Annotated in this window: 15 protein-coding genes; 7 read left to right on the top strand and 8 right to left on the bottom strand. The window is 60.9% G+C overall.

Features of this window, described 5'->3' with window-relative positions:
• Window positions 1-4: 4 nt before the first annotated feature.
• From F8O09_RS06940 to F8O09_RS06925, 4 genes are all read left to right on the top strand, one after another.
• On the top strand, window positions 5-952 hold the full coding sequence (locus F8O09_RS06940) for an ABC transporter permease (RefSeq protein WP_158030473.1): 948 nt from the start codon (window positions 5-7) through the stop codon (window positions 950-952).
• Window positions 949-1,815 carry an ABC transporter permease gene (locus tag F8O09_RS06935; RefSeq protein ID WP_158036925.1) on the top strand — a complete coding sequence of 289 codons (867 nt, stop codon included), beginning with the start codon at window positions 949-951 and terminating at the stop codon, window positions 1,813-1,815. Before F8O09_RS06940 ends, F8O09_RS06935 begins: the two co-directional genes overlap by 4 nt.
• Window positions 1,812-3,563 carry a dipeptide ABC transporter ATP-binding protein gene (locus tag F8O09_RS06930; protein ID WP_158054534.1) on the top strand — a complete coding sequence of 584 codons (1,752 nt, stop codon included), beginning with the start codon at window positions 1,812-1,814 and terminating at the stop codon, window positions 3,561-3,563. Before F8O09_RS06935 ends, F8O09_RS06930 begins: the two co-directional genes overlap by 4 nt.
• A 149-nt stretch (window positions 3,564-3,712) precedes the next feature.
• Complete coding sequence (locus F8O09_RS06925) at window positions 3,713-4,465, top strand: FadR/GntR family transcriptional regulator (protein WP_158054532.1); 753 nt, start codon at window positions 3,713-3,715, stop codon at window positions 4,463-4,465.
• 46 nt (window positions 4,466-4,511) lie between these two features.
• Here the strand turns inward: F8O09_RS06925 and F8O09_RS06920 are convergent, their stop codons facing one another.
• Together F8O09_RS06920 and F8O09_RS06915 are read right to left on the bottom strand one after the other, a co-directional pair.
• Window positions 4,512-6,707, bottom strand: coding sequence for an acyltransferase family protein (locus tag F8O09_RS06920; RefSeq protein ID WP_158054530.1), 2,196 nt, complete (start codon window positions 6,705-6,707; stop codon window positions 4,512-4,514).
• A 35-nt stretch (window positions 6,708-6,742) separates the two neighbouring features.
• A complete protein-coding gene (locus F8O09_RS06915) occupies window positions 6,743-8,935 on the bottom strand; it encodes an acyltransferase family protein (RefSeq protein WP_158054529.1) in 2,193 nt (730 codons plus the stop codon).
• A 131-nt stretch (window positions 8,936-9,066) separates the two neighbouring features.
• On the opposite strand from F8O09_RS06915, the gene glf reads away from it, so the two are divergent.
• Both glf and F8O09_RS06905 read left to right on the top strand, forming a co-directional pair.
• Window positions 9,067-10,254: a UDP-galactopyranose mutase gene (glf, locus tag F8O09_RS06910; RefSeq protein WP_225732933.1), complete on the top strand. Its 1,188-nt coding sequence runs from the start codon at window positions 9,067-9,069 to the stop codon at window positions 10,252-10,254.
• 159 nt (window positions 10,255-10,413) lie between these two features.
• Window positions 10,414-12,309, top strand: coding sequence for a glycosyltransferase (locus F8O09_RS06905; RefSeq protein WP_225732932.1), 1,896 nt, complete (start codon window positions 10,414-10,416; stop codon window positions 12,307-12,309).
• Window positions 12,310-12,431: 122 nt separating this feature from the next.
• Here F8O09_RS06905 and F8O09_RS06900 read toward each other — a convergent pair whose 3' ends face one another.
• Window positions 12,432-13,403 carry a glycosyltransferase gene (locus F8O09_RS06900; RefSeq protein WP_158030481.1) on the bottom strand — a complete coding sequence of 324 codons (972 nt, stop codon included), beginning with the start codon at window positions 13,401-13,403 and terminating at the stop codon, window positions 12,432-12,434.
• A gap of 149 nt (window positions 13,404-13,552) precedes the next feature.
• Between F8O09_RS06900 and F8O09_RS06895 the strand changes: the two genes are divergently transcribed.
• Complete coding sequence (locus F8O09_RS06895; RefSeq protein WP_158054525.1) at window positions 13,553-15,016, top strand: DUF2142 domain-containing protein; 1,464 nt, start codon at window positions 13,553-13,555, stop codon at window positions 15,014-15,016.
• Between the two features lie 66 nt (window positions 15,017-15,082).
• Here F8O09_RS06895 and F8O09_RS06890 read toward each other — a convergent pair whose 3' ends face one another.
• From F8O09_RS06890 to F8O09_RS06870, 5 genes are all read right to left on the bottom strand, one after another.
• Entirely contained in the window at window positions 15,083-16,888 is a 1,806-nt protein-coding gene (locus tag F8O09_RS06890) for a hypothetical protein (RefSeq protein ID WP_158054523.1), read from the bottom strand.
• Window positions 16,885-17,118, bottom strand: coding sequence for a hypothetical protein (locus F8O09_RS10415; RefSeq protein ID WP_192497606.1), 234 nt, complete (start codon window positions 17,116-17,118; stop codon window positions 16,885-16,887). The genes F8O09_RS06890 and F8O09_RS10415 overlap by 4 nt, the downstream gene beginning before the upstream one ends.
• A 459-nt stretch (window positions 17,119-17,577) precedes the next feature.
• Window positions 17,578-19,590, bottom strand: coding sequence for a DUF6541 family protein (locus F8O09_RS06880; protein ID WP_318655754.1), 2,013 nt, complete (start codon window positions 19,588-19,590; stop codon window positions 17,578-17,580).
• A gap of 8 nt (window positions 19,591-19,598) precedes the next feature.
• The gene (locus F8O09_RS06875; protein WP_158030486.1) at window positions 19,599-20,354 is read right to left on the bottom strand and encodes an ABC transporter ATP-binding protein; all 756 of its coding nucleotides are present in this window, start codon (window positions 20,352-20,354) and stop codon (window positions 19,599-19,601) included.
• Window positions 20,338-21,192, bottom strand: a complete 855-nt coding sequence (locus F8O09_RS06870; protein WP_158054990.1) for an ABC transporter permease — start codon at window positions 21,190-21,192, stop codon at window positions 20,338-20,340. The genes F8O09_RS06875 and F8O09_RS06870 overlap by 17 nt, the downstream gene beginning before the upstream one ends.
• Window positions 21,193-21,369 lie beyond the last annotated feature (177 nt).

Raw genomic sequence — 21,369 nt, 5'->3', positions numbered from 1 at the left:
CAACATGCTTGTGTCCCTGTCACGAAAAGTCCTGTCGTTCGTGGCGTCGGTGATCGTGGCGTCGGTCGTGGTGTTCCTGCTGCTCAGCGTCATGCCCGGTGATCCGGCCAGAGCGCAGCTGGGCACGGATGCCACCGAGGCCGATGTCGAGCGGCTGCAGCAGCAGCTCGGTCTCGATCGTCCACTGATCGTGCGCTATTTCGAGTGGATCGGCGGGTTTCTGCGTGGTGACCTCGGTACCTCATACGCGAGTCACACCGCCGTGGGCCCACAGATCTTCGAGGCTCTGCAGGTCTCTCTGATTCTTGTGCTCTCGGGCATCATCGTCGCCCTGATCATCGCATTGCCACTCGGCACGCTGGCCGCAGTACGTCGCAAGCACATTGACGGGGCCTTCTACTCGGCGGTGAGTCAGGTGGGCATCTCGATTCCCAGCTTTCTGGCGGGCCTGATTCTGGTGACGGTCTTCGCCGTGATGCTCGGCTGGCTGCCCTCTGGCGGATGGTCGGCGCCGGGTGAGGATTTCGTCGGCTTTCTGCAGCATCTCATCCTCCCGGCGCTCGCGCTCGGGCTGGTGCGCGGATCCATCCTCTCTCGATACATGCGCGGATCGGTTCTCGATGTGCTGCGAGAGGATTTCATGCGCACCGCGAGGGCGAAGGGGCTCAAGCCCTGGCAGGCCATGCGCCGGCATGGTCTGCGCAACGCGATCGTGCCGGTGATCACGGTCACCGGAGTCGAGTTTCCCGCGCTGATCATCGGGGCGGTCGTCATCGAGACGGTGTTCGTCGTCCCCGGCATGGGAAGCCTGCTGCTGCGCTCGGTGGCCAACCGAGATCTCATCCAGGTCCAGGGCATCGTGATGGTGATCGTCATGTTGGTGCTGCTGGTGAACCTAATCGTCGATGTCATCCACACGCTGGTTGACCCACGTCTGAGGAGTGTCGAATGAGTGTCAATACCGTAGCTCTCTCTCTGGCCGCGGTGCGCCGACAGAGTTCGCGGCTGAACGGCTCGCTGATCGTCGGTGCCATCCTGGTGGCGCTGATGGTGCTGCTCGCACTGGTCTCGCTGGTATGGACTCCGATGGATCCACTGGCGACAGACCCCACCCATCGTCTGGAAGGGCCGAGCGCCGTTCATCTGCTCGGAACCGACGGTCTCGGCCGAGACATCGCCAGTCAGATCATGGCCGGCGCTCGACCGCCGCTGATGGTCGGGGCGGTGACGGTCTGCATCTCTCTCGTGCTGGGAGTGCCTTTCGGCATCACCTCGGCGATGTCAGGCAAACGTATCGGCGGCGTCATGATGCGGTGGAACGACATCGTTCAGGCATTCCCTCCGCTGCTGCTCGCCATCATTCTGGCCGCCGTGTTCGGTGGCAGCACGACAGTGGCCATGATCGCCCTGGGCATCGGTGCGGCACCGGGTGTCGCCCGGCTCGTGCGCTCCGGAACCCTGCAGGTGCTGAGTCGCGAATACTCGATGGCCGCTCGTGCGGCGGGTCGTGGCCCGATCTTCAGCGCCTTCCGGCACGTGCTGCCCAACATCCGGGGCATGCTCATCGTGCAGGCTTCAGTCGGATTCGCTGTGGCCATTCTGGCCGAGGCAGCGCTGTCATACCTTGGTGCCGGCACACCGGCCCCGACACCTTCGTGGGGGCGCATGCTGCAGGAGGCTCAGAGCTTTCTCTACGTGCAGCCGCTCACTCTCGTCTGGCCCGGTCTCGCCATCGCGGTGACTGTGCTGGGCTTCAACCTGCTGGGCGATGGCCTGCGAGATCGTTTTGACCCGCGAATGGAGGCAACACGATGAACACCCTGTTGACGATAGACGGGCTGCGTGTCAACGCCGGTCGCAAAGAGCTGGTACACGGGCTGGATCTGACGATTCAGCGCGGCGAGCGCATCGGCCTGATCGGAGAGTCGGGATCAGGCAAGTCGCTGACCTGCCTGTCGATCATCGGGCTGCTGCCCGATCCGCTGACCTCGACTGGCACGATCGCGCTTGACGGCGTCGGAGACCTGTCGCAGCTGGACGAGGGGGAGTGGTCGAAGGTGCGTGGAGATCATCTCTCGATGGTCTTTCAGGAGCCCATGACCGCGCTCAACCCGCTGATGAAAGTCGGCGATCAGGTCGCCGAGATCATCGGTCTCCACTCGTCTCTGCCACGCACGGCGTGCAGAAGCCGAGCGGTCGAGCTTCTCGACGAGGTGCAGCTGCCAGACCCTGCGCGCGCCGCGACCGCGTTCCCTCACGAACTGTCCGGCGGACAGCGCCAGCGCGTGATGCTGGCGATGGCGATGGCGAATCGCCCCGATCTGCTTCTGGCCGACGAGCCGACGACGGCGCTCGATGCGACGGTGCAGGCACAGGTGCTGGAGCTGATGCGTCGACAGGTACGGCAGCATGACGCCTCGCTGCTGTTCATCACTCACGACTTGGGCGTCGTTGCGTCGCTCTGCGATCGCGTCGTCATCATGCAGCGAGGAGACGTCGTCGAGACCGGGCCGATCGATCGGGTGTTCACCCAGCCTCAGCATCACTACACGCGCGCGCTGCTGGCGGCGTCACAGCTCCGCACACGTGCAGACGGGCGTCTCGCCACAGTGGTCGATCTCTCGCAGGCTCGTGACCGCGCCGCCCAGGTGCCGGCCGCTGTCAGAGATTCGAGCACGACCGGGCCGCAGCTGACACCGGCCGCACACACCTGGCTCGAACCCTCTGACGAAGCGGCGACCGGCGAGGTCTTCAACGCCGTTGCCGCATCAGAGCCCGAGCCGATTCTGTGGGTGCGCGATCTGGTGAAGACCTATCGAACCTCGAGCGGCCCTCTGGGGCGCAAACGAACGGTTGAAGCGCTGCGCGGCATCTCTTTCGATGTGCGGCGAGGCGAGCGGTTCGGCATCGTCGGTGAGTCTGGCTGTGGAAAGTCGACGCTGCTGCGTCTGCTCACGGGGCTCGACAACGCCACGTCTGGCGAGGTGTCGATTCTGGGCAATCAGATCGAATCGACGAGAGAGTCACGTCTGCGATGGCTGCGTGAGTCAGTGCAGATCGTCTTTCAAGACCCAATGGGGTCGCTCGACCCCAAGATGCGCGTGCTCGACATCGTCTCAGAGGGGCTGCGCGGAGTCTCGACCGAGGAGCGCCGCGACCGGGTCGTCGCCCTGCTGAAACGCGTAGGGCTGGCCGCAGAGGCGGCTGATCGCTTTCCGCATCAGTTCTCAGGCGGTCAGCGACAGCGCATCGCCATCGCTCGGGCCCTGATCATGAAGCCGAAGGTGCTGATCGCCGATGAGGCGGTATCGGCGTTGGACGTGTCGGTGCGGGCCGAGGTGCTGAACCTGCTCGACGAGTTGGTGCACGAAGAGAACCTGACCATGGTCTTCGTGTCGCATGATCTGCATGTCGTGCGCCACTCGTGTGAGACGGTTGCCGTGATGCGAGCGGGGCAGATCGTCGAGGCCGGCCCCGTCGACGCCGTGTTCGACGCGCCGAAGCATGACTACACAGAGCGTCTGCTGGAGGCCATTCCGAGCCTGGATCGCGCCGCCAGCTGAGGCCGGGTGCCGTCGTCGGCGAACGCGTAGACTACTGGTCGGGCCAGCTCTGGCTGCTGTTCTCTCACTCTGCCTTGTCGTCGGAGGAGAGCTGCAGCACCACAGATGCCCACGCCGGCTGGGAGGCCGCACCGATGTGAGGAGACAGCATGGAGTTCAGCCCGGTTCGACGAGTGAACGCGTATGAGCAGATCGTCGAGCAGATCGAACAGGCGGTGATCTCGGGCGAGCTGCAGGCCGGCGATCGGCTTCCCGGCGAGCGCAAACTCGTCGAGACCTTCTCAGTCAGCCGATCGACGGTTCGTGAGGCCATGCGGGTGCTGCACGCGACGGGTCTGGTCGACTCTCGGCCAGGTGACCCTCGTGGTCCTGTGGTGATGCCGTTCACCGCCGAGGTGCTCGACGGGCCGCTGCAGAGAATGGCTTCGCAGGCCGGCACCACCAGAGTCGAGCTGCTGCAGTTTCGTTTCATCATCGACGGTGAGGCCGCCCTGCTTGCTGCCGCACATCACGATGACGAGGCGATCGCCGAGATCGCACGAGTGACTGATGAGATCCATCGGCTTCTCGAATCAGGTCAGGTCGGCCCCGAGGCCTTCGGGCCGTGGCTCAAACGCTTTCATCAGGCGATTCGGGCCGCCGCCAAGAACCGTCTCATCGAAGTGAGCGGTGCGGCCTTGAGCGACGCGCTCACGCATATCGCGCAGAGCCGACTCAACGAGCCCGGTGACCGTCAACGCGTGGTGCAGCAGTCAGCCAAAGACGCAGGGCGTCTGCTTGAGGCGATCAGGCAGGGAGACCCCACTGAGTCCCGTCGACTGATGACCGGGAACATCTTTCGGTACTACGAACAGGTGCTGACCGACGAGGAGCAGACTGCGTTGAAACCTTTGATCGGGTGAGCCGCAGAGGAATCAACGTTTCACGTGAAACATAGGGGGCACCCCCTCATGCCGACAAGTGCGCGATCTCCTGACGGTGCTGCACGGCCTGATCTAGTACGCCGGCAAACGCCGGATCGAACCATTGCTCGAGCGTCTGCACGTAGCTGCGTGTGGGGTGATTGTCATCGATGTAGATCAGCCGGCCGCCGATCGCCGGCGGGCAGCTGTCGGCTGTGCAGAACAGGTGCGCGAGATCGAGCGTGAGCACGCCGGGGTCGTCGGCCAGGGGCTGCGGCAGCACGTCGGCGAGATCGACGTCGGCGAGCACCTGGTCGCGCGGCGTCGCGCACTGGTCGACCGCCAGAATCGTGTCCTGCGCCTGAGAGACGCAGAGACTCGGCGCCGTCGAGAAGCGTGGGTTGTCGCGCATGAGCACGACCGGAGTGCCCAGCTGCGTGATGCGCTGCACCTGCGTCACCAGAGCATCCTCGAAATGGATGTCAGGCGAGTCGGCGACCGACACGTTGCCGACGGTGAACACGGCATCGGGGTGCTCGGTCGCGACGGCATCGAGCATGGTGTCGTTCATGGCCTGGCAGTCAGCGATGCGCTGCGTCTCATCGGGCCAGTATTTGCCGGTTCCCTCTGACTGCACCGGGCAGCCGCCGAGAATGAACGTGCGCAGCGTCCAGTTGTTGCGGTCGGCGAGCGGGGCGAGCAGGGTCATCCAGGTGTCGATGTGCGAGTCGCCGGCCACGAAGATCGTGCGATGCGGCAGCGTCGTCGGGTCGGTGTCGTCATCGGCCATGGTCGGGTCATTGGCCGGCTGGTTCACGCAGGTGATCAGCTCGCTGCCGTGTGCGTCGAGCGGGTCGCACTGTGATGACCAGTCTGCCCACTCGTTGTCGAGCCCGGTGACGGCAGGCTGCAGCGTGGTGAACAGCTGGGGCCCTTGGTAGTCGGCGGTGAGGATGCTGGCGCCGGGATTGTCGGCGTTCGCACTGCGCCCGGTGATGCGGTTGATGTCGGCCTGCCAGCCGACGACCACCATGCCCAGTACGGCGGCGATGCCCACGACCCGGATGGCGGGGCGGCGGCTGGCACGAAGCGCACGGGCGATGTGAGGATGCCGTGTGAGAAACGGCACACGTGCTGCCGCGCTCGCCGCTGGCTGGCGCGGGGCGCGAACCGGCTTCTCGATGAAGGTCGTCGTCAGCCAGGCGAGGCCGATCGCAGCGGCGATGACCACGACGCCCTGCCACGCGCTGAGCTCGGTGGAACGGGTGTTCGCCTGCCAGAGCGTCATGAGCGGCCAGTGCCAGAGGTAGATGCCGTAGGAGATGCCGCCGAGCCAGGTGAGCGGCCTGGTCGAGAGCAGACGGTCGGTGCCGAAGGGGCTCGAGGCGCCGGGAACGCGACCGGTCTTGTTCGAGACGAAGATCAGGGCGGCGAAGGCGAGCGGCACCGCGGCGATGGCTCCAGGAAAACTCGAGGAGACATCCGCAATCTGACCGAAGACCAACAGGCCGATCACGCCCGCCCAGCCGGCTGCCAGTCGGAGCGGGCGCGCGACGCGCAGGTGGGGGAGAACCATGGCGAACAGGCCGCCGGCGGCGAACTCCCAGACGCGGGCCAGCGAGTCGTAGTAGGCGAAGGGCTGGCGCGTGCCCGTCGTGACGATCGAGTACACCAGCGAGGCGGTGCCGACGAGAAGCAGGGCCACGGCGACGAACCTCTTGGGACTGCGATGCAGCAGGCGTGCGACGACCACAGCGAGGCCGATCAGCAGCGGCCAGGCGAGAAAGACCTGCATCTGCACGGCCATGGCCCAGTAGTGCTGCACGGGGCTCGCGATGTCGTCGTTGTGGATGTACGAGACGTTGTTCGCGGCGAGCACCCAGTTGACGGTGAACATCGCCGCCGAGGTGAGCTCGTCGACGATCTGTCGCCACCAGGCCATCGGGGTGATCAGAATGCTGGCGATCGCGGTGAAGGCGAGCACCGTCCAGGCCTGGGGCAGCAGGCGTTTGAACTGGTCGCCCCAGAACCGACGCAGCTCGCGCAGGCCCTCGCGAGGCGTGGCGGTGGTGAAGCGGCGTAGCAGCGACGCCGTCATGAAGAACGCCGAGATGAAGAAGAACAGGTCGACGGCGCCTGAGACCCGGTGAAACCAGATGTGATATGCGGCGACCAGCAGGGCGGCGAGTGCGCGCAGGCCCTGGATGTCGGTTCTGTATCCGTTCGTTTGCTTGGAGTTCATCGTCTGTACAGGTTAGACGATGGGGCATCTGAGTCTCAGGTGGCAGTCAGGAGGGGCTCGTCGTGGCCAAGAGAGCTGTTGCTGGCGTCGGATGTGACATCTCGATCTGGAAAGAGCTCATGAAGCGCGCTGGTGAACTGGTCGTCGAACGAGCTGCTGAGGCTGGCGATGTACTGACGCGTCGGATGGTTGTTGTCGATGTAGGTGACAACTCCGCCTATAGCCGCAGGGCAGCTGTTCTCTGGGCAGAACTCGCTGGAAAGATCCATTGTCGCAACCAGAGGATCGTCGGTGAGCTCTTTGGGGAGCAGTTCGTCGAAGGGCCGACTGTCGAGCACGAGACTGCGGTCGGTTGTGCATGCAGTGGAGGCGAGGTCAGGCGTCTTGGCGAGCCGTGCAGCGCAGTCGTTCTGTGACACCACGTATCGAGGGGTGTCTCGAACCATGATGACCGCGATACCCTGAGCGGTGAGGGATTTCACAGTGTCTGCAAATGAGTGCCCCAAGACGAAGGCCGGGCTGTCTGGCTGTGACAGATTCGCGCTGGTGAAGACGACGTCCGGTCGTTGCTCGGTGAGAGCGGACATGCGGTAGTCATTCATGCGAGCGCAGTTGAACACGCTGGCGGTGTCGCTGGGGTCGAGCTTCGCGTCGCCATCTCGCTCGAACGGGCACATGTCCATGTGCAGCTGACGCAGTGCCCAGCCTTGCGCCTCGGCCTGTGGGGCCAGCGCAGTCATCCACGTGGCGGTGTGGGAGTCGCCCACCGCAGCGATGCGCAGCGTACTTTGGGCAGCGCTGACAGAGTTTCGGCAGTCTTGACCGTTGTCGGTCCCAGCTGCGCGTGAGCATTCCCCGATTGCCTCAGGCCACTGTGTGGTCAGCGTGGTGAGTGAAGGCGAGAGGCGCGTGAAAATCTGCGGGCCGTCATAGCCGGCTGTGAGAGCGGCCGCACCGGGATTCTGCGTGCCGTCACTCTTCTTCGTCAGATGGCTGACGCTACCAGCCCAAGTGGTGATGGCGAGGACCAGTGTGAGTCCCAATGCGGCGAGGCGAAACCGTGATGGAGTCAGAAGTTTGAGTTTTCGACGTGGATGGTCACCCGCACGGGTCTGGCCGTTTGCGACCTGAGTCGGTTTCGCAACAGAAGAGTGCCTGATCGGCGCTTCGATGAACCGGGTCGTGAGCCAGGCAAGCACGATGGCAAGCTCGACGACGACCACGCCCTGCGGAAGAGTCAGCTGAGCCTGGTCATTGTGAGCCAGCCACAGGTTCATCAGCGGCCAATGCCAGAGGTAGATGCCGTAGCTGATGCTTCCCAGCCAGACGAGAGGCCGAGATGCAAGCAGTCGATCGGTTCCGAATCGGCTGCCGGTGTCATCCGCGAGGAAGATCAGTGCAGCAAACGTGAGCGGCACCGCGGCGACGATCCCCGGGAAGCTGGCTGAAACGTTCAACACCATGCCAAAGCACAGCAGCCCAAGCAAGCCCACCCACCCGGCGAGGAACCGCAGCATCCGAGGAAGTCGGATGTGCTGCAGGGCGATGGCGAACAGAGCACCAGCTGCGAATTCCCACACTCGCGTGAACGTGTCGTAATAGGCAACGGGCTGATTCTGGCCCGTGAGATAGATCGAATAGGCCAGGGATGAGACTCCGACGACTGCCAGCCCTACAGCAGTCATGGCAGTCGCGTTGCGCTTCAGCTTTCGTGCCAGCCACACGAAGGCCCAGATGAGCAATGGCCAGACGAGATAGACCTGCAACTGCACAGCCATTGCCCAATAGTGCTGCACAGGGCTGACGATGTCGCCGGCGTGTAGATAGTCAGTTCCATTGGCGGCGAGCACCCAGTTGACCGTGAAAGTTGCCGCACCGACGAACTCATCGATGAGCTGTCTCCACCACGTCATCGGGGTGATGGCCCAAGCCGCAACGAGGGTGAAGACCAAGACTGCCCATGCCTGCGGCAGCATACGCTTCATGAGACTGCCCCAGAAACGACGGATTTCTTTGGCGGGCCGTGTCTCTTGGGTGGCAAACCGTCGCAGCAGCGAGGTCGTCATGAAGAACGCAGAAATGAAGAAGAAGAGGTCGACTGCCCCGGATACCCTGTGAAACCAGATGTGATAGACGGCGACAAGCAGTGCTGCCACCGCCCGGAGCCCTTGAACGTCCTTGCGGTAATGCGGCTTCGGGACGGCCTCTTCCAGGGGTGAGCGGGGCATGACGGTTCATTCTAGAGGGGGCGGCTACCGCCTGCAAAGTCTGTGCACAGATTCGAAGTGTGTGCTCGTCGCGAGAAATGCACCTCTCAGTTGGTAGAGTAGGCAACGGTGTCCAGGCATTATTCAAGGGTTTGGCACATTCCGCACTTATCTGTTTAGGGAGTTTCCTCGTGGACCTGCTCATTGTCGGCTCAGGCTTCTTCGGCCTCACCATCGCGGAGCGGGCGGCGACCCAGCTCGGACTGAAAGTCACCATCATTGAGCGTCGCAACCATCTCGGAGGCAACGCATACAGTGAGATCGACCCCGAGACCGGCATCGAGTACCACAAGTACGGTGCGCACCTCTTCCACACGTCAAACGAGCATGTGTGGGAATACGTCAACAAGTTCACGAAGTTCACGGACTACCAGCATCGGGTCTACGCGAACTACAACGGTGTCGTCTACCCTCTGCCGATCAACCTTGGCACCATCAACCAGTTCTTCAATGCTGCTTACGGTCCTGACGAAGCCCGTGCGCTCATCGCCGAGCAGGCTGCTGAGCTCGAAGGAAAAGAGCCGGAGAACTTAGAAGAAAAGGCAATCTCGCTGATCGGCCGCCCGCTTTACGAGGCCTTTATCAAGGGATACACGGCTAAGCAGTGGCAGACCGACCCGAAGAAGCTGAGCCCCGACATCATCAACCGTCTCCCTGTGCGGTACACGTATGACAACCACTACTTCCGTGACACGCATGAGGGGCTGCCGGTCGACGGCTACACACCGTGGCTGGAGCGCATGGCAGATCACCCGAACATCGAGGTCAAGCTCAACACGGACTTCTTCGACGAGTCTCAGCCCTTGAACAAGACTGCCATGGTCGGCAAGGTCCCCATCGTATACACCGGCCCCTTGGATCGATACTTTGATCACAAGCTCGGTGCGTTGTCATGGCGCACTCTCGACTTCGAGAAAGAAGTCAAGCCGACGGGCGACTTCCAGGGCACCTCGGTCATGAATTACGCAGATCAGAATGTGCCGTACACGCGCATTCACGAGTTCCGGCACTTCCACCCGGAGCGTGACTACCAGACCGATAAGACCCTGATCATGCGCGAGTACTCACGTTTCGCCGGTGGAGGCGACGAGCCGTACTACCCAGTGAACACGCCGGAGGATCGCGAGAAGCTGGAAGGTTATCGCGAGCTCACTGAGGCAGAACCACAAGTGCTGTTCGGCGGGCGCCTCGGCACCTACAAGTATCTCGACATGCACATGGCAATCGGATCTGCGCTCAGCAGGTTTGAAAATGTCGTCCGTGACTGGTTTCGGAACTGAGTCGACACCAACAGAGAGCGGTATGCAATGAGTAAAACTACTGGGACTGAGACCAATACAAAATGGGAGACTGTTCAGAAGACTGTCTTTCCGATCGACGTTGACCCGCTGGTCGAGCCTCTATACATTGCATGGGGCGAGGCGCTCAGCGGATCCGGAATGCAGACGCAGGATGCCGAAAGGCTTTCTGGACTTCGCCGTACGACCGATTCGGGAAGTGTCGCGGTCGGGGCCAAGGTCAAAGACGGCAATCCCCAGCTTTCTGACCGGGCTCGTTACTCCGCATTGCTCCCAGTCGGACAGCGTGTCTCATTTGCCACCTTCTTTAATGCGTTTCCTGCGGCTTACTGGGTGCAGTGGACCGATGTGCCTGCCGTCCGGCTCAAGATTGTGGTCAGCGGTGACATTCGTATCGATGTGTACCGGTCGACTTCGCGAGGAACGTTCAACCGTATCGGAGGTGCGCTCTCCGCGCAGGGAGAGACCACGTTCGAGCTGCCTCTGAAGAACTTTGGTGACGGCGGCTGGCTTTGGTACGAACTGGTTGCTAACGAACTTGATTCCAAGTTGATCGAGGCCGAGTGGCAGGTCGATTCGTCATGCCGTCGCCTAGATCACCCGGGAACGTTTGCTGCATCTATCACGACCTACAACCGCCCCGATGACTGCGTGACGCAGATGCAACGCTTCGCCAGCGAGACCTCGTTGCACGACCGTCTGACTCGTCTGACCATTGTCGACCAGGGAACTGATCTTGTGCAGGAGGCTTCTGGCTACGACTCGGCGCAGAAAGCACTGGGTGATCAGTTCGCGCTCATTCGACAGGGCAACTTGGGCGGTTCAGGCGGATTCGCTCGAGGAATGTACGAAGGCGAGCGGTCAAAAGCTGACTACGTCATTCTCCTCGACGACGATATCCTGATCGAGCCTGCCGCGGTTCTTCGTGCTGTAGCGTTCGCTGACTACTGCCGGAAGCCGACCCTGGTCGGTGGCCACATGCTGAACCTGTACGAGAAGTCAAAGGTGCAGAACTTCGGAGAGTACGTCAAAGAGTACCCATTCCGTTATGGTCCTGTGAATGAAGACCTCGTCGACTTCGACTTCGCTCAGAACGATCTGCGCACTACGCCGGGTCTTCACCGACGCATCGACGTTGGATACAACGGCTGGTGGATGTGTCTGATCCCCACTGACGTCATCCGTGAGATCGGCCTTTCTCTGCCGGTGTTCATCAAGTGGGACGATGTCGAGTACGGCGTGCGTGCAGATCGACAAGGATTTTCGACGGTGACCCTGCCTGGTGTCGGCGTCTGGCATATGCCCTTCGTGGAGAAGGACGACCGGCTGGACTGGCAAGCGTACTTCCACCAGCGCAATAGGTGGGTCGCAGCCATGGTCTACTCCCGCTACAAACATGGAGGCTCGCTGCCTGCAGAGAGCTTCGCAACTGATGTGAAGCATCTGTTGGCGCAACAGTACTCTGCGGTCGCCCTGCGCATCCTTGCCCTGCAGGATCTTCTGAAAGGCCCGCAGCATCTCCACGAGACGATCGGCCACAGAGCAGCCGATGCCAGAAAGCTGCGACAGAAGTACTCTGACGGCCAGCTCATCAAGCATGTCTCAGATTATCCCGAGGTCAGCCAAGATCGACCTGCGCGCCGAGGGCGCACAACTGGAGACCCGAAGAATCGTATGGAGTGGCTGAGCATGGCTGGGTCTGCCATGCTCAAGAATCTGGTGAAGGGAAAGCCCAGCACCAGCCATCCAGAGAGCCGAATCTCTGCTGCAGATGCAAAATGGTGGCGCATCGCTGCCAGTGACAGCTCGCTGGTGTCAGCCTCTGACGGTAACGGTGCCAGTGTGTATCGTCGTGATCCGGAAACGTTCCGTCGGCTCTTGGCGCTGTCCGTCAAACTGCACAGAGAGCTAGTGGGGCGCTGGGATGAGCTGTCGGAACAGTACGCCCGTGAGCATCACGCCTTCACCTCTGTTCACGCGTGGGAAGAGACCTTTGAACGTAATGCAGTTACAGAGCCCGGGCACAAGCAGAAGTAGTTCACTACTGGTAGTGGGAGGGTGCTGAAATATGTCGAGGAGACACGTGGCTTACCGTGTCTCCTCGACATAGAGTTTGTGCGAACGCACTATTGAGTGTTCTGCGCTATCTGTATGTGTGGTCACTCAGACTCTTGAACGCGCGGTTCAACGCTGGGCAAAGCGAGATAAACGAGGCGAGCGTTCTCGTGGCGATTCCGTGTAATCCCGTCCAAGACCAAACCGACGGTCCAGATCATAACTCCTAGAGTCGCGAGAGACGAAGCGAGTACAGCCGTCGGAAGTCTCGGAACCAGGCCAGTCTCCATGAATTCGTTCAGGATTGGAACGCCTAGTGCGACCCCTACCAGTGCAACAAGGGCCCCCAACAATCCGTGAAAGGCCATTGGGCGCTCATGTCGAACCAGGTCTGTGATGAGCCGGAGGATTTTGAAACCATCTCTGAACGTGTGGAGTTTGCTCTCGGTGCCTTCGGCTCGATCCTTGAATCCAACTGGAACCTCAACATGCGGAATACGCAGACTGAGGTAGTGAACGGTGAGCTCCGTCTCTATCTCGAACTCTTTGGACACAGCCGGGAATGACTTCACGAAGCGTCGTGAGAAAACGCGGTAACCACTCAGCATGTCGGTGACTTGGCTCTTGAAAAGGCTGCTCACAAGCCAGTTAAAGGCACGGTTACCGAAGGAATGTCCTGACCTATATGCGGATTGAGTGGTCTCTTTGCGGACTCCGAGCACGTGATCATAGGGGCCCGAAAGTAGGGTTTGAATCATGCTTGGCAGTGCATCGGTTCCATATGTGTCGTCACCGTCAATAAGCACATAAATGTCTGCGTCGATGTCTGCAAAGGCCCGGCGTACGACGTTCCCCTTGCCTTTGGTGTACTCATGACGCACAATCGCTCCGGCTTCCGCAGCGATTTCAGCGGTGTTGTCTGTGCTTCTGTTGTCATAGACGTAGATGTCCATGGTTGGGACTGCAGCCTTGAGATCCAGCACGACCTTACGGATCGCTGCCTCTTCATTGTGGCAGGGAACAATCGCTGCAATCGAGAAACCAGAAACGTCTAGCGGCACTTCCTGTGATTCCATGCAGATTCAATCCTTGGTTTCGTGTGTTTAATACGGCAGATATAGTATAGCCGCTGCCCGTCGGCCGCATGTCGCGCCGCTGAGACGGTAGGATTTGCCGTGCTGCCAGACCTTGGGGCGATTGCAAATCTTCTGACAGGAGTTGAACCGTGGTATCCACCCGGAAGACGATGATTCAAGGGCTCATCGTACGTGCTTGGGCGCTGACAGCGAGCCCGATGGCGGTGTTCCTCATCATGGGGGCTTGTTCCATCCTGGCTTTTGCCATCTTGTCACCAGCGGGAACAGGTCCGGACGAGGTGAACCATATCTACCGCGTGGCGGGTATCGCGAATGGCTGGATTCTCCCGCATCAGTACGGAGAGGCTGAGGGGATGCCTCTTTGGGGGGGTGAAGTTCCAAAACAGCTGCATCATGCTCTGCATACACTGCCACAGGCCCCTGACTTTACAGTCACAAGCGCCTACTATGAGGCCCTCAATGCACAAGAAGGCACTGTGCCGGTCAACATCCCGAATACTGAGGTGTACTCGCCGGTACCATACCTGCCCGCATTGCTCGCCTATGGATTGTCCTGGGGCTGTGGTTTTAGCGTGCTCACGACAATCGTGCTCATGCGGCTGTTCGGCGGAGTCGCCTATCTGGTGTTGACAGCGCTCGTGATCGCCTTGGTGCGCAACCGAAATATGCAGTGGCTAATTGCGGTGGTCGCACTCGTGCCTGTTGGTCTGTTCCAAGCGAGCATTGTCTCCGCAGACACTCTCACCAACGTTGTGGTCGTTGCGTTTAGCTCGATCGCTGCGCTGGACATTTTCTTGAAGCAGCGGCTGGTGAAGTCTCAGCTCGTTGTGTTGCTCATTGCCGCACTGGCTCTTCCGCTGATGAAGCCAACGTACGTGTTGCTTGTTCCTCTGCTCCTCCTCGTGAAGAGCATACGGATTTGGCTCCGTGTGAGCGTGACGGCTGCAGCCCTTGTGCTCTTCGCCTTCTGGTACAAGATGACCGGTACGGCCGGTTACGGAATGGGGTGGATGCGAGTCAGGGAAGACCGGTATCAGGTGCTGCCGAACGAACAACTTCAGGGAGTCCTCCATGACCCTCTGTATTTTGTGAACAGCGTGATCAGAACGTTCTTCATGGACGGAAATGATTGGTTCACACAGGCGTTCGGCCAGATGGGGTACTTCCACGGTGGAACTCTTGCAGCATCAATCGTCACGCCGATCGCGTCACTCATCGCACTCACGCTTGTCGCGAATCTATTCTTGCCCCAGAAGAATCTGCGGCTTGCCCGCTGGGCGACATCCGTCATAGTTCTTGTATCCTTGGGCGCCATCGTTGGAACGCTCTACCTGAATTTCACTGTCTTGGGGCGCAATTTCGTCGAAGGTGTTCAAGGGAGGTACCTATACCCCTTCTTTGTCCTGGGAATCGTGCTCCTCGCAACTGCAGTTCCTGCGAAGTTGGCGCTCCCAGCCTCAGGATCGGGGGGTGGCTGGCAGAGATTCGTAGACACCCGCAAGAGTTGGAGAGTATGGGTGATCGGATGCTGTGCGGTATCGATCTTGTCAGCAGTCGTCACATTCATCATTCGGTATCGAATGGGAGTCTGAGCGACTCCTCGAGTCGTGAGCATGGCGGCCCAGCTCGCCAACGCGAGCTTCGTTCGAGCTGACTGCCTAAGACAAGGCGATGCTGGCGGTGTTGTTTGTGGCGTTCCACGAGATAGAACCGTTCTGGAACTGCTGACGGGCGCCGCTCGGTGAGGATGTTTCTTCCGACACGGGGTACCCCAATTTCCCCTGCGTTCCACCGGCAGCGGCCCACGCGTCACCGATTCCTCCGTGCACGCTGTGCGCACCAGACTGTGGCGACCAGGTGTACAGACCGTTCTGGAAGCGTTGGAGCGCACCTCCGGCGGTGAGGCCTGTCTGCTCTTCCGCTACGGGGTAGCCGAGAAGACCCCGCTCATAACCGCTGCCAGCCCATGCTGTGAGAATAGCCCCGCGAGTCAAGTGTGCGCCGGTCGTTGGGGACCAGTGGACCTGGCCGCCTTGATAGACCTGCGCCGATCCTGCGTTGGAGAGATTCGTGTACTCAGGTGACGTCGGATACCTGAGTGTGCTCTCTTCTCGGCCGATTTCTACCCACAAGTCACCGATGGCACCTCGTGTAATCCAAGTTCCGGTTTGAGGGCTCCAGGTGATCCTGCCGTACTGGAACTGCTGAGTGGCTCCACCGTCTTTCAGACCAGTTGTTTCGTTGCTCACCGGATAGCCCACTTGGCCTGACTCCCACCCGCTGCTGGCCCAGCGGTCCTGAATCGCCCCGCGAGTCATGCGCGCAGGGGTTTGCGGCGACCAATGTACTTGTCCGTTCTGAAATACCTGTGAGGCTCCGTTGCCCCTGAGCCCTACGATCTCATCGGAGGCTGGATAGCCAAGAGGGCCATTCTCCCAGTTGAGGCCTGCCCAGAAAGACTGAATGGCGCTGCCGCCCTTGGTCGCATGCGCACCGGTAGCTGGCGACCAGTGAATCTGACCGCCAACGAAGACTTGATACGCACCGCCTCCACGCAGCCCTGAGCCTTCAGCAGATACGGCGGGGCCCAAATAGCTTCGCTCACGACCAAGCGCGGTGTACTTTGCGCCGATGGCTCCGGACGTGGCGTAACCAGTCGGACTGCCGAACCAGTCGCTGTACCAGAGAAAGAAATTGCGGTTGCCATAGCTCGAGCAGTCGTCGCCAGAACCGTAGCCGGCGTTCTTCGCAGCATTGTTCGGCTGATACGGGGTGTAGATGTACAGCGAGGCAGTCGCCTGATTGCGAATGTAGACGGTACTGCCGCCGCAGGCGGCGTTGGGGTTCCACTGCACATAGTTGTTCTGGCCGGCCCGGTAGGCATAGGAATTCGGGTGTGCGGCGTAGTACTTGAACTGCCATGCTGCTCGGTAGATCTGGTTGAACAGGCCATAGTACTGCGTATCGCAGGCGGCATTGTCCGGACAGCCGTAACCCATGGCTGTCTGATAGCGCCATGAGCTCGGCCACGTATGATTGACGAGTGCGTTCTCTTTCTGCAGGGTGACCAGGAGCACCTTCTGGCTGATGCCACAACTGCGAGCGACTCCGTCGATGATCTGGGCGGCGGTCTGTCGTTGAGATGGGTATCCAGAGCAGTAGGTGTCAGCAGGTTTGGCTGTCGTTTGCGTCGAGTAGTCCTTCAGACACGTGACGTCGCGCGGGTTGCTGTCGCGCCATGCTTCACAGTTCGGAACCCGAGCGTTGAGAAAACTCTGCACGTCGCCCGCAGTCATGGAGTTGGAGTCGTAGAAGTTGGCGTCTGAAATGATGTAGCCGGCATCGAAATCCCACGCGCTGGCGGCCTGGGCCTCGTCAGATGCTGCTGGAGCGAGCGTGAGCGCAGCGGCGACCACAGCCATGGTCGCCAAGGCGGCAAAAGACGTTTTGAGAACGCGGATCATGACAGAGTGACCTCCTGCGTGGCCGAAGTGCCGACATATGCCGACGACGAATAGCTGAGGGTGACGTTCCACGTTCCTGCGCTCAGGGCGGCATCGTCGATGCTCAGGCCGTCACCACAGTTCACACCGTTTGGCCCCGCTGCTCCTGAGCCTGACGCCCGCAGCGAAGTCTCGCCTCGTGCGACGGTGAGGGTGCAGGTGCCGCCCTGTTCAGCGATATCAGTGATCAACCCGCCCACTTCGAAGGGGCGCGATGTGCTCCACCGCGTCAGAATGACGGAGACTTTGGCGCGTCCGTCTTGCGCTGTCTGCGACGGTGCCGGCGCTGGTGTGTCTCGGGCTACGCCGTCACCAGGGTCGTTGTCCTGCTCGTGCGCTGTCCCAGAGCCCTGTGGTGAAGCCGACGGGCTGTTCTCACTGTTCGGCATGGCATCTGAAGAAGGCGTCGCAGACACAGAGGTCGAGGCTGAGGGCGAAGCAGCAGGGCTTGACGGAGAATTTGCCATGTTCGCGTCAGTATGGGCGCACGCGGTGGTCAGCAACCCGAGCGCGGCGACAGCCGTTGCTGAAGCGGTGATGGCAAGTGTCTTGGGCAGACGCAGGTGGGAAAACACGCTTTCCACTCTACTGTTTGGGGCGGTGCAGGTTGTGGAACGGATAACTGCACTGTGCTTCGCACGCGCGGAGTGTCATGAGCACTGGTCTATGCGCAGCAGCGCCGACTCGCCGTCGCTCAGCACAGGCGTGAAGAGACCTTGGCTCACAGCTGTATCGATCGCGGCGAATTTGTTGCCAGAAGGGTCACCGCCGTCGAACTCGCCGGTGGACACGAGCAGGTAGTGCACGTTCAAATGCCGAAGGGCGGTGCAGACGGCAGGATCCGACTCAATCTGATCGAGGTGCTGGGCGATGAGCAGGCGATCCGGATCCCATTGGCCGTTGAGATGCGGGAAGACCGGGCGTCTGTCAGCATAGAGCCACGACAGCCCTGATCCGTCCCATGGATCCCCGAGAAGCAACTGATCTGCGGGCACGACGTCGGCGACCTGCCGCATGAAGGCGATCTGCCGGGCATCAACGAAATCCGTTGTCTTCACGTTCTCAAGACGGTACTCATGAGCGGCGGCTGCTCCGGCCGGGGCCCACAGGCCCACCCAGCCTGACGCAGCGACGATTGTGGCACTCCCGAGTGCCACAACTCGCGGCCAACGAGTCAGCGCGGCGATGCGGAGCACAGCAAGCGTCGCCAGCGGCACGCCGAGAAGTGGCAAGAGTGCGGAGAGCCGATAGCGATCTTTGTACCAGAGGCCGGTCAGAATCTTCGTCATGTCGGAGTTCGATCCCGCGGCAAGCGCGAAGAGCACGGCAATGAGGGCGTAGGCGACGATCATCCACCTGAGATCAGACCTGCGAAAGGCAATGACGAGGCCTGTCAGAACGACGATGGCGAGAATTATCAGCGGGCCAGTCATATCGAGGCCCAAACCGACCAAGGCATTCTGGGTGAGCACCTGCCACAACCCGTCCCAGACGGTCTGCACAGCTTGAGCCTGAGGCCCGTTCAGATGGTCGCCGACGGGTCGTGACGCAACGTGGAAGACTCGGAAAACCACAAGGACGGCAGCGACCGCGGCAACGGAGACGAACGCGAACGCCCCACCGAGCCACCACAGCATCCGACGTCGCCTGGCCCCGCCTGCCTTCCAGGCGACGGCAATCGCGCGAGCACATATCCACAGCACCAGCGGCACGATCAGCAGCACCATGCTGACGAGAGATCGGGGGTGCGTGAAGAATGCGCCCAGCCACCAGACTGCGGCGAGTCCCAGCAGCATCCACCGGTCGTTCCAAGCCCAGGGACGTACCTGATCGCTGACGGCTGGGGCCCAACGGGGCAGCCAGACGTGCGCGAGCAGCATGGCCAGCGCGAGGCCGCTGGGAAAGAGGGCGTACGCAAGAAACGTCGGGTACAGCACACCCCAGATCAGCAGAGCGTACGGGAAGAAGCCGAAAGCTGTGCCGAGCAGCAGGGATGCGCAGAGACCCGCCGTGCGCTGACGCTGGGGGACGACCAGGCTGGTCAGCCAGGCGATGCCGGGCAGCCAGGCGACTGAGACGACGGCGATCGCCAAAGCGTTGAACGCGACGCCGATGCTCACGCCTGTGATCTGACAGATCATCGCGGCAGCCGTGTGCCAGCCTGCCGGATAAGTGCTGATCGTGCGGTCGGTGTTGATCAGGGTGCGCAGCTGCAGTGAGGAGGCATTGCCCGTCTCGAGAATCGACTGTGTCGCATTGAGGTGGAAGAGGTTGTCATAGCTCTGCGAGAACAGGTCGAACGACGGCACTTGATGCAGCAGTACCAATGCAAAGGCGACGGATGACACTGCCCAAGCTGTGACCGGGAGAAGTGCGCTGAGACGAGGACGGCTCCAAAGAGGTCTCTTCTCTCGGATGGGCCACAGCACCGCAGCGATGACTGCCGCTGCGATGAGAACGTGAGACCAGTGGAATCGCAGATGGAGGAGGCCATCGATGACGCCTACGCATCCGATGAGCGCCAGAGAAGCAGGTGCCGCCAGAGCCAGACGGGGCAGCGGGCGCAGCCGTAGCGGCAATGTAGCCAGAAGGCCGGGGACGCTGAGCCCGAGACATCCGGCGGCCAAGGCCGACGCGATCGCCCACCACGACACGTTATCCATGACCGGGATCAGCCTGCTCTGAGCGCCGAAATTGTCTCTTCGACAGGTCCGTCGAAGATGAGCTGTCCCTGCTTCAGCAGGATTCCCCGCTGACAGACTTTCTTCACTGACTCCAAATCGTGGCTAACGACCATCAGCGTCTTGCCCTGCTGCTGCAGCTCCGTGATCTTGGCGAAGCACTTCTTCTGAAAAGGTTCGTCACCGACGCTGAGCACCTCATCGACCAACAGAGTGTCCATCTCGGTGTGGATGGCCACGGCGAATGCCAAACGGACGAACATGCCAGAGGAATAGTGCTTCACCTCGGTGTCGATGAACTGCCCGATCTCGGAGAACGCCACGATGTCATCGAAGCGAGCCTCGGTCTCCTCATGACTCATTCCCAGAATGGCTGCGTTGAGGAACACATTCTCCCTCCCCGAGAGGTCGGGATGAAAGCCAGCGCCGACCTCGATGAGCCCAGCCACTCGGCCGCGGGTCAGCACTTGACCGTTCGTCGGCAGCAGCACACCGCTCACCAGCTTCAGCGAGGTGGACTTGCCGGAGCCGTTGAGCCCGAGAAGTGCGACAGACTCACCCTCGTTGATGGTGAACGAGACGTCGTTCAGAGCCTGAAAGTCGTCGGCGATCGGCTTGCGCTTGATCCACGCCATCGCGGTCTCTTTCATCGAGTGCGTGTGCCTCAGATGAAATTCCTTGGTGACGTGGTCGAGCACGATCGCGGGGTTCGTGCTCAGAGCTGTGTCTTCAGAGGTCTTGTGCAAAGTTCTTCTCCAGATGACGGAACACCAGCTGGCCGACAGCCAAGAAGGCGAAGGCGATGACCAATCCGTAGACCCCGTACTGCATCACATGCTCACCGACGAAGGGCAGCACGTTCTCAGGTGTTGGCGAGGTGATCGTCGGTGCCCAGAATGCGAAATGGAAGAGATTGACTGCGGCCGTGATGGGGTTGAGCTGGTAGATGAAATAGATCAAAGGCGTCGTCGTCTCACGCACCAGTGTGAGCGTGTAGAGCACCGGCGAAAGCCAAGTCGTGAACATCAGAATCATCTCGACGATGCTCTCGGCGTCACGCAGGCTGACGTTGATCGCGCCGAACAGCAGTGAGAGCCCGAGGGCGAGTACGAAGATGATGACGATGCCGAACAGCATGGCGATGATCTGGCTGAGGTTGGGGTGCCAGCCGAAGAACAGGCACACGATGAGCAGAACGACGACCTGTGGAAGAAAATTCACCAACGCAATGAACCCGGAAGAGACCGGAAACAGTTCTCGTGGCAGATAGATCTTCTTGACGAGGGCAGCGTTTTCGACGATCGAACGCGTGCCGTTGCCGAACGCTTCGTTGAACAGGTTAACGATGACAAGGCCCGAGAACAGATAGATGGCGAAGTTCTCCATGCCTCGGTTCAGACCGAGAAACTGACCCATCGCGACGTAGTAGACCACGAATTGGGCAGCCGGCTTCAGGAACGACCAGAACCACCCGAGCACCGAACCGCGGTAGCGAATCTGCACGTCTTTGCGCACGAGCAGACTGAGCAGATATCTGCGGTGAAACACGTCGAGCAGGCCATGCCCGCGGCCGGGCTGGGTCATGCCCGCGTAGAGGTCAGCGGACAAATCGCATCCTTCTCTTTTCGGGAACCAGCGCAGAGTCGCCCTGGTGCTGCAGCGAGTCAGTCTAGTCGAGATGAGTAGACTCGACCCTATGACTGATTTCTCTGGCGACAAAATCTCTCAGCGTGCGGTGAAGGCGGTGGTGCCGGTTGCGGG

The organism is Pseudoclavibacter sp. CFCC 11306 (assembly GCF_008831235.1).
Taxonomy (GTDB): Bacteria; Actinomycetota; Actinomycetes; order Actinomycetales; family Microbacteriaceae; genus Pseudoclavibacter_A.
The sequence above is the reverse complement of the archived record's forward strand: the minus strand, read 5'-3'. Positions and strand labels throughout refer to the sequence as shown.

Coding starts and splice junctions, on each gene's coding strand:
- F8O09_RS06880 (WP_318655754.1), bottom strand. CDS start 19,590: ATGGATAACGTGTCGTGGTGGGCGATCGCGTCGGCCTTGGCCGCCGGA.
- F8O09_RS06920 (WP_158054530.1), bottom strand. CDS start 6,707: ATGAACTCCAAGCAAACGAACGGATACAGAACCGACATCCAGGGCCTG.
- F8O09_RS06915 (WP_158054529.1), bottom strand. CDS start 8,935: ATGCCCCGCTCACCCCTGGAAGAGGCCGTCCCGAAGCCGCATTACCGC.
- F8O09_RS06890 (WP_158054523.1), bottom strand. CDS start 16,888: ATGATCCGCGTTCTCAAAACGTCTTTTGCCGCCTTGGCGACCATGGCT.
- F8O09_RS06930 (WP_158054534.1), top strand. CDS start 1,812: ATGAACACCCTGTTGACGATAGACGGGCTGCGTGTCAACGCCGGTCGC.
- F8O09_RS06900 (WP_158030481.1), bottom strand. CDS start 13,403: ATGGAATCACAGGAAGTGCCGCTAGACGTTTCTGGTTTCTCGATTGCA.
- F8O09_RS06940 (WP_158030473.1), top strand. CDS start 5: ATGCTTGTGTCCCTGTCACGAAAAGTCCTGTCGTTCGTGGCGTCGGTG.
- F8O09_RS06905 (WP_225732932.1), top strand. CDS start 10,414: ATGCAGACGCAGGATGCCGAAAGGCTTTCTGGACTTCGCCGTACGACC.
- F8O09_RS06925 (WP_158054532.1), top strand. CDS start 3,713: ATGGAGTTCAGCCCGGTTCGACGAGTGAACGCGTATGAGCAGATCGTC.
- F8O09_RS06935 (WP_158036925.1), top strand. CDS start 949: ATGAGTGTCAATACCGTAGCTCTCTCTCTGGCCGCGGTGCGCCGACAG.
- F8O09_RS06870 (WP_158054990.1), bottom strand. CDS start 21,192: ATGACCCAGCCCGGCCGCGGGCATGGCCTGCTCGACGTGTTTCACCGC.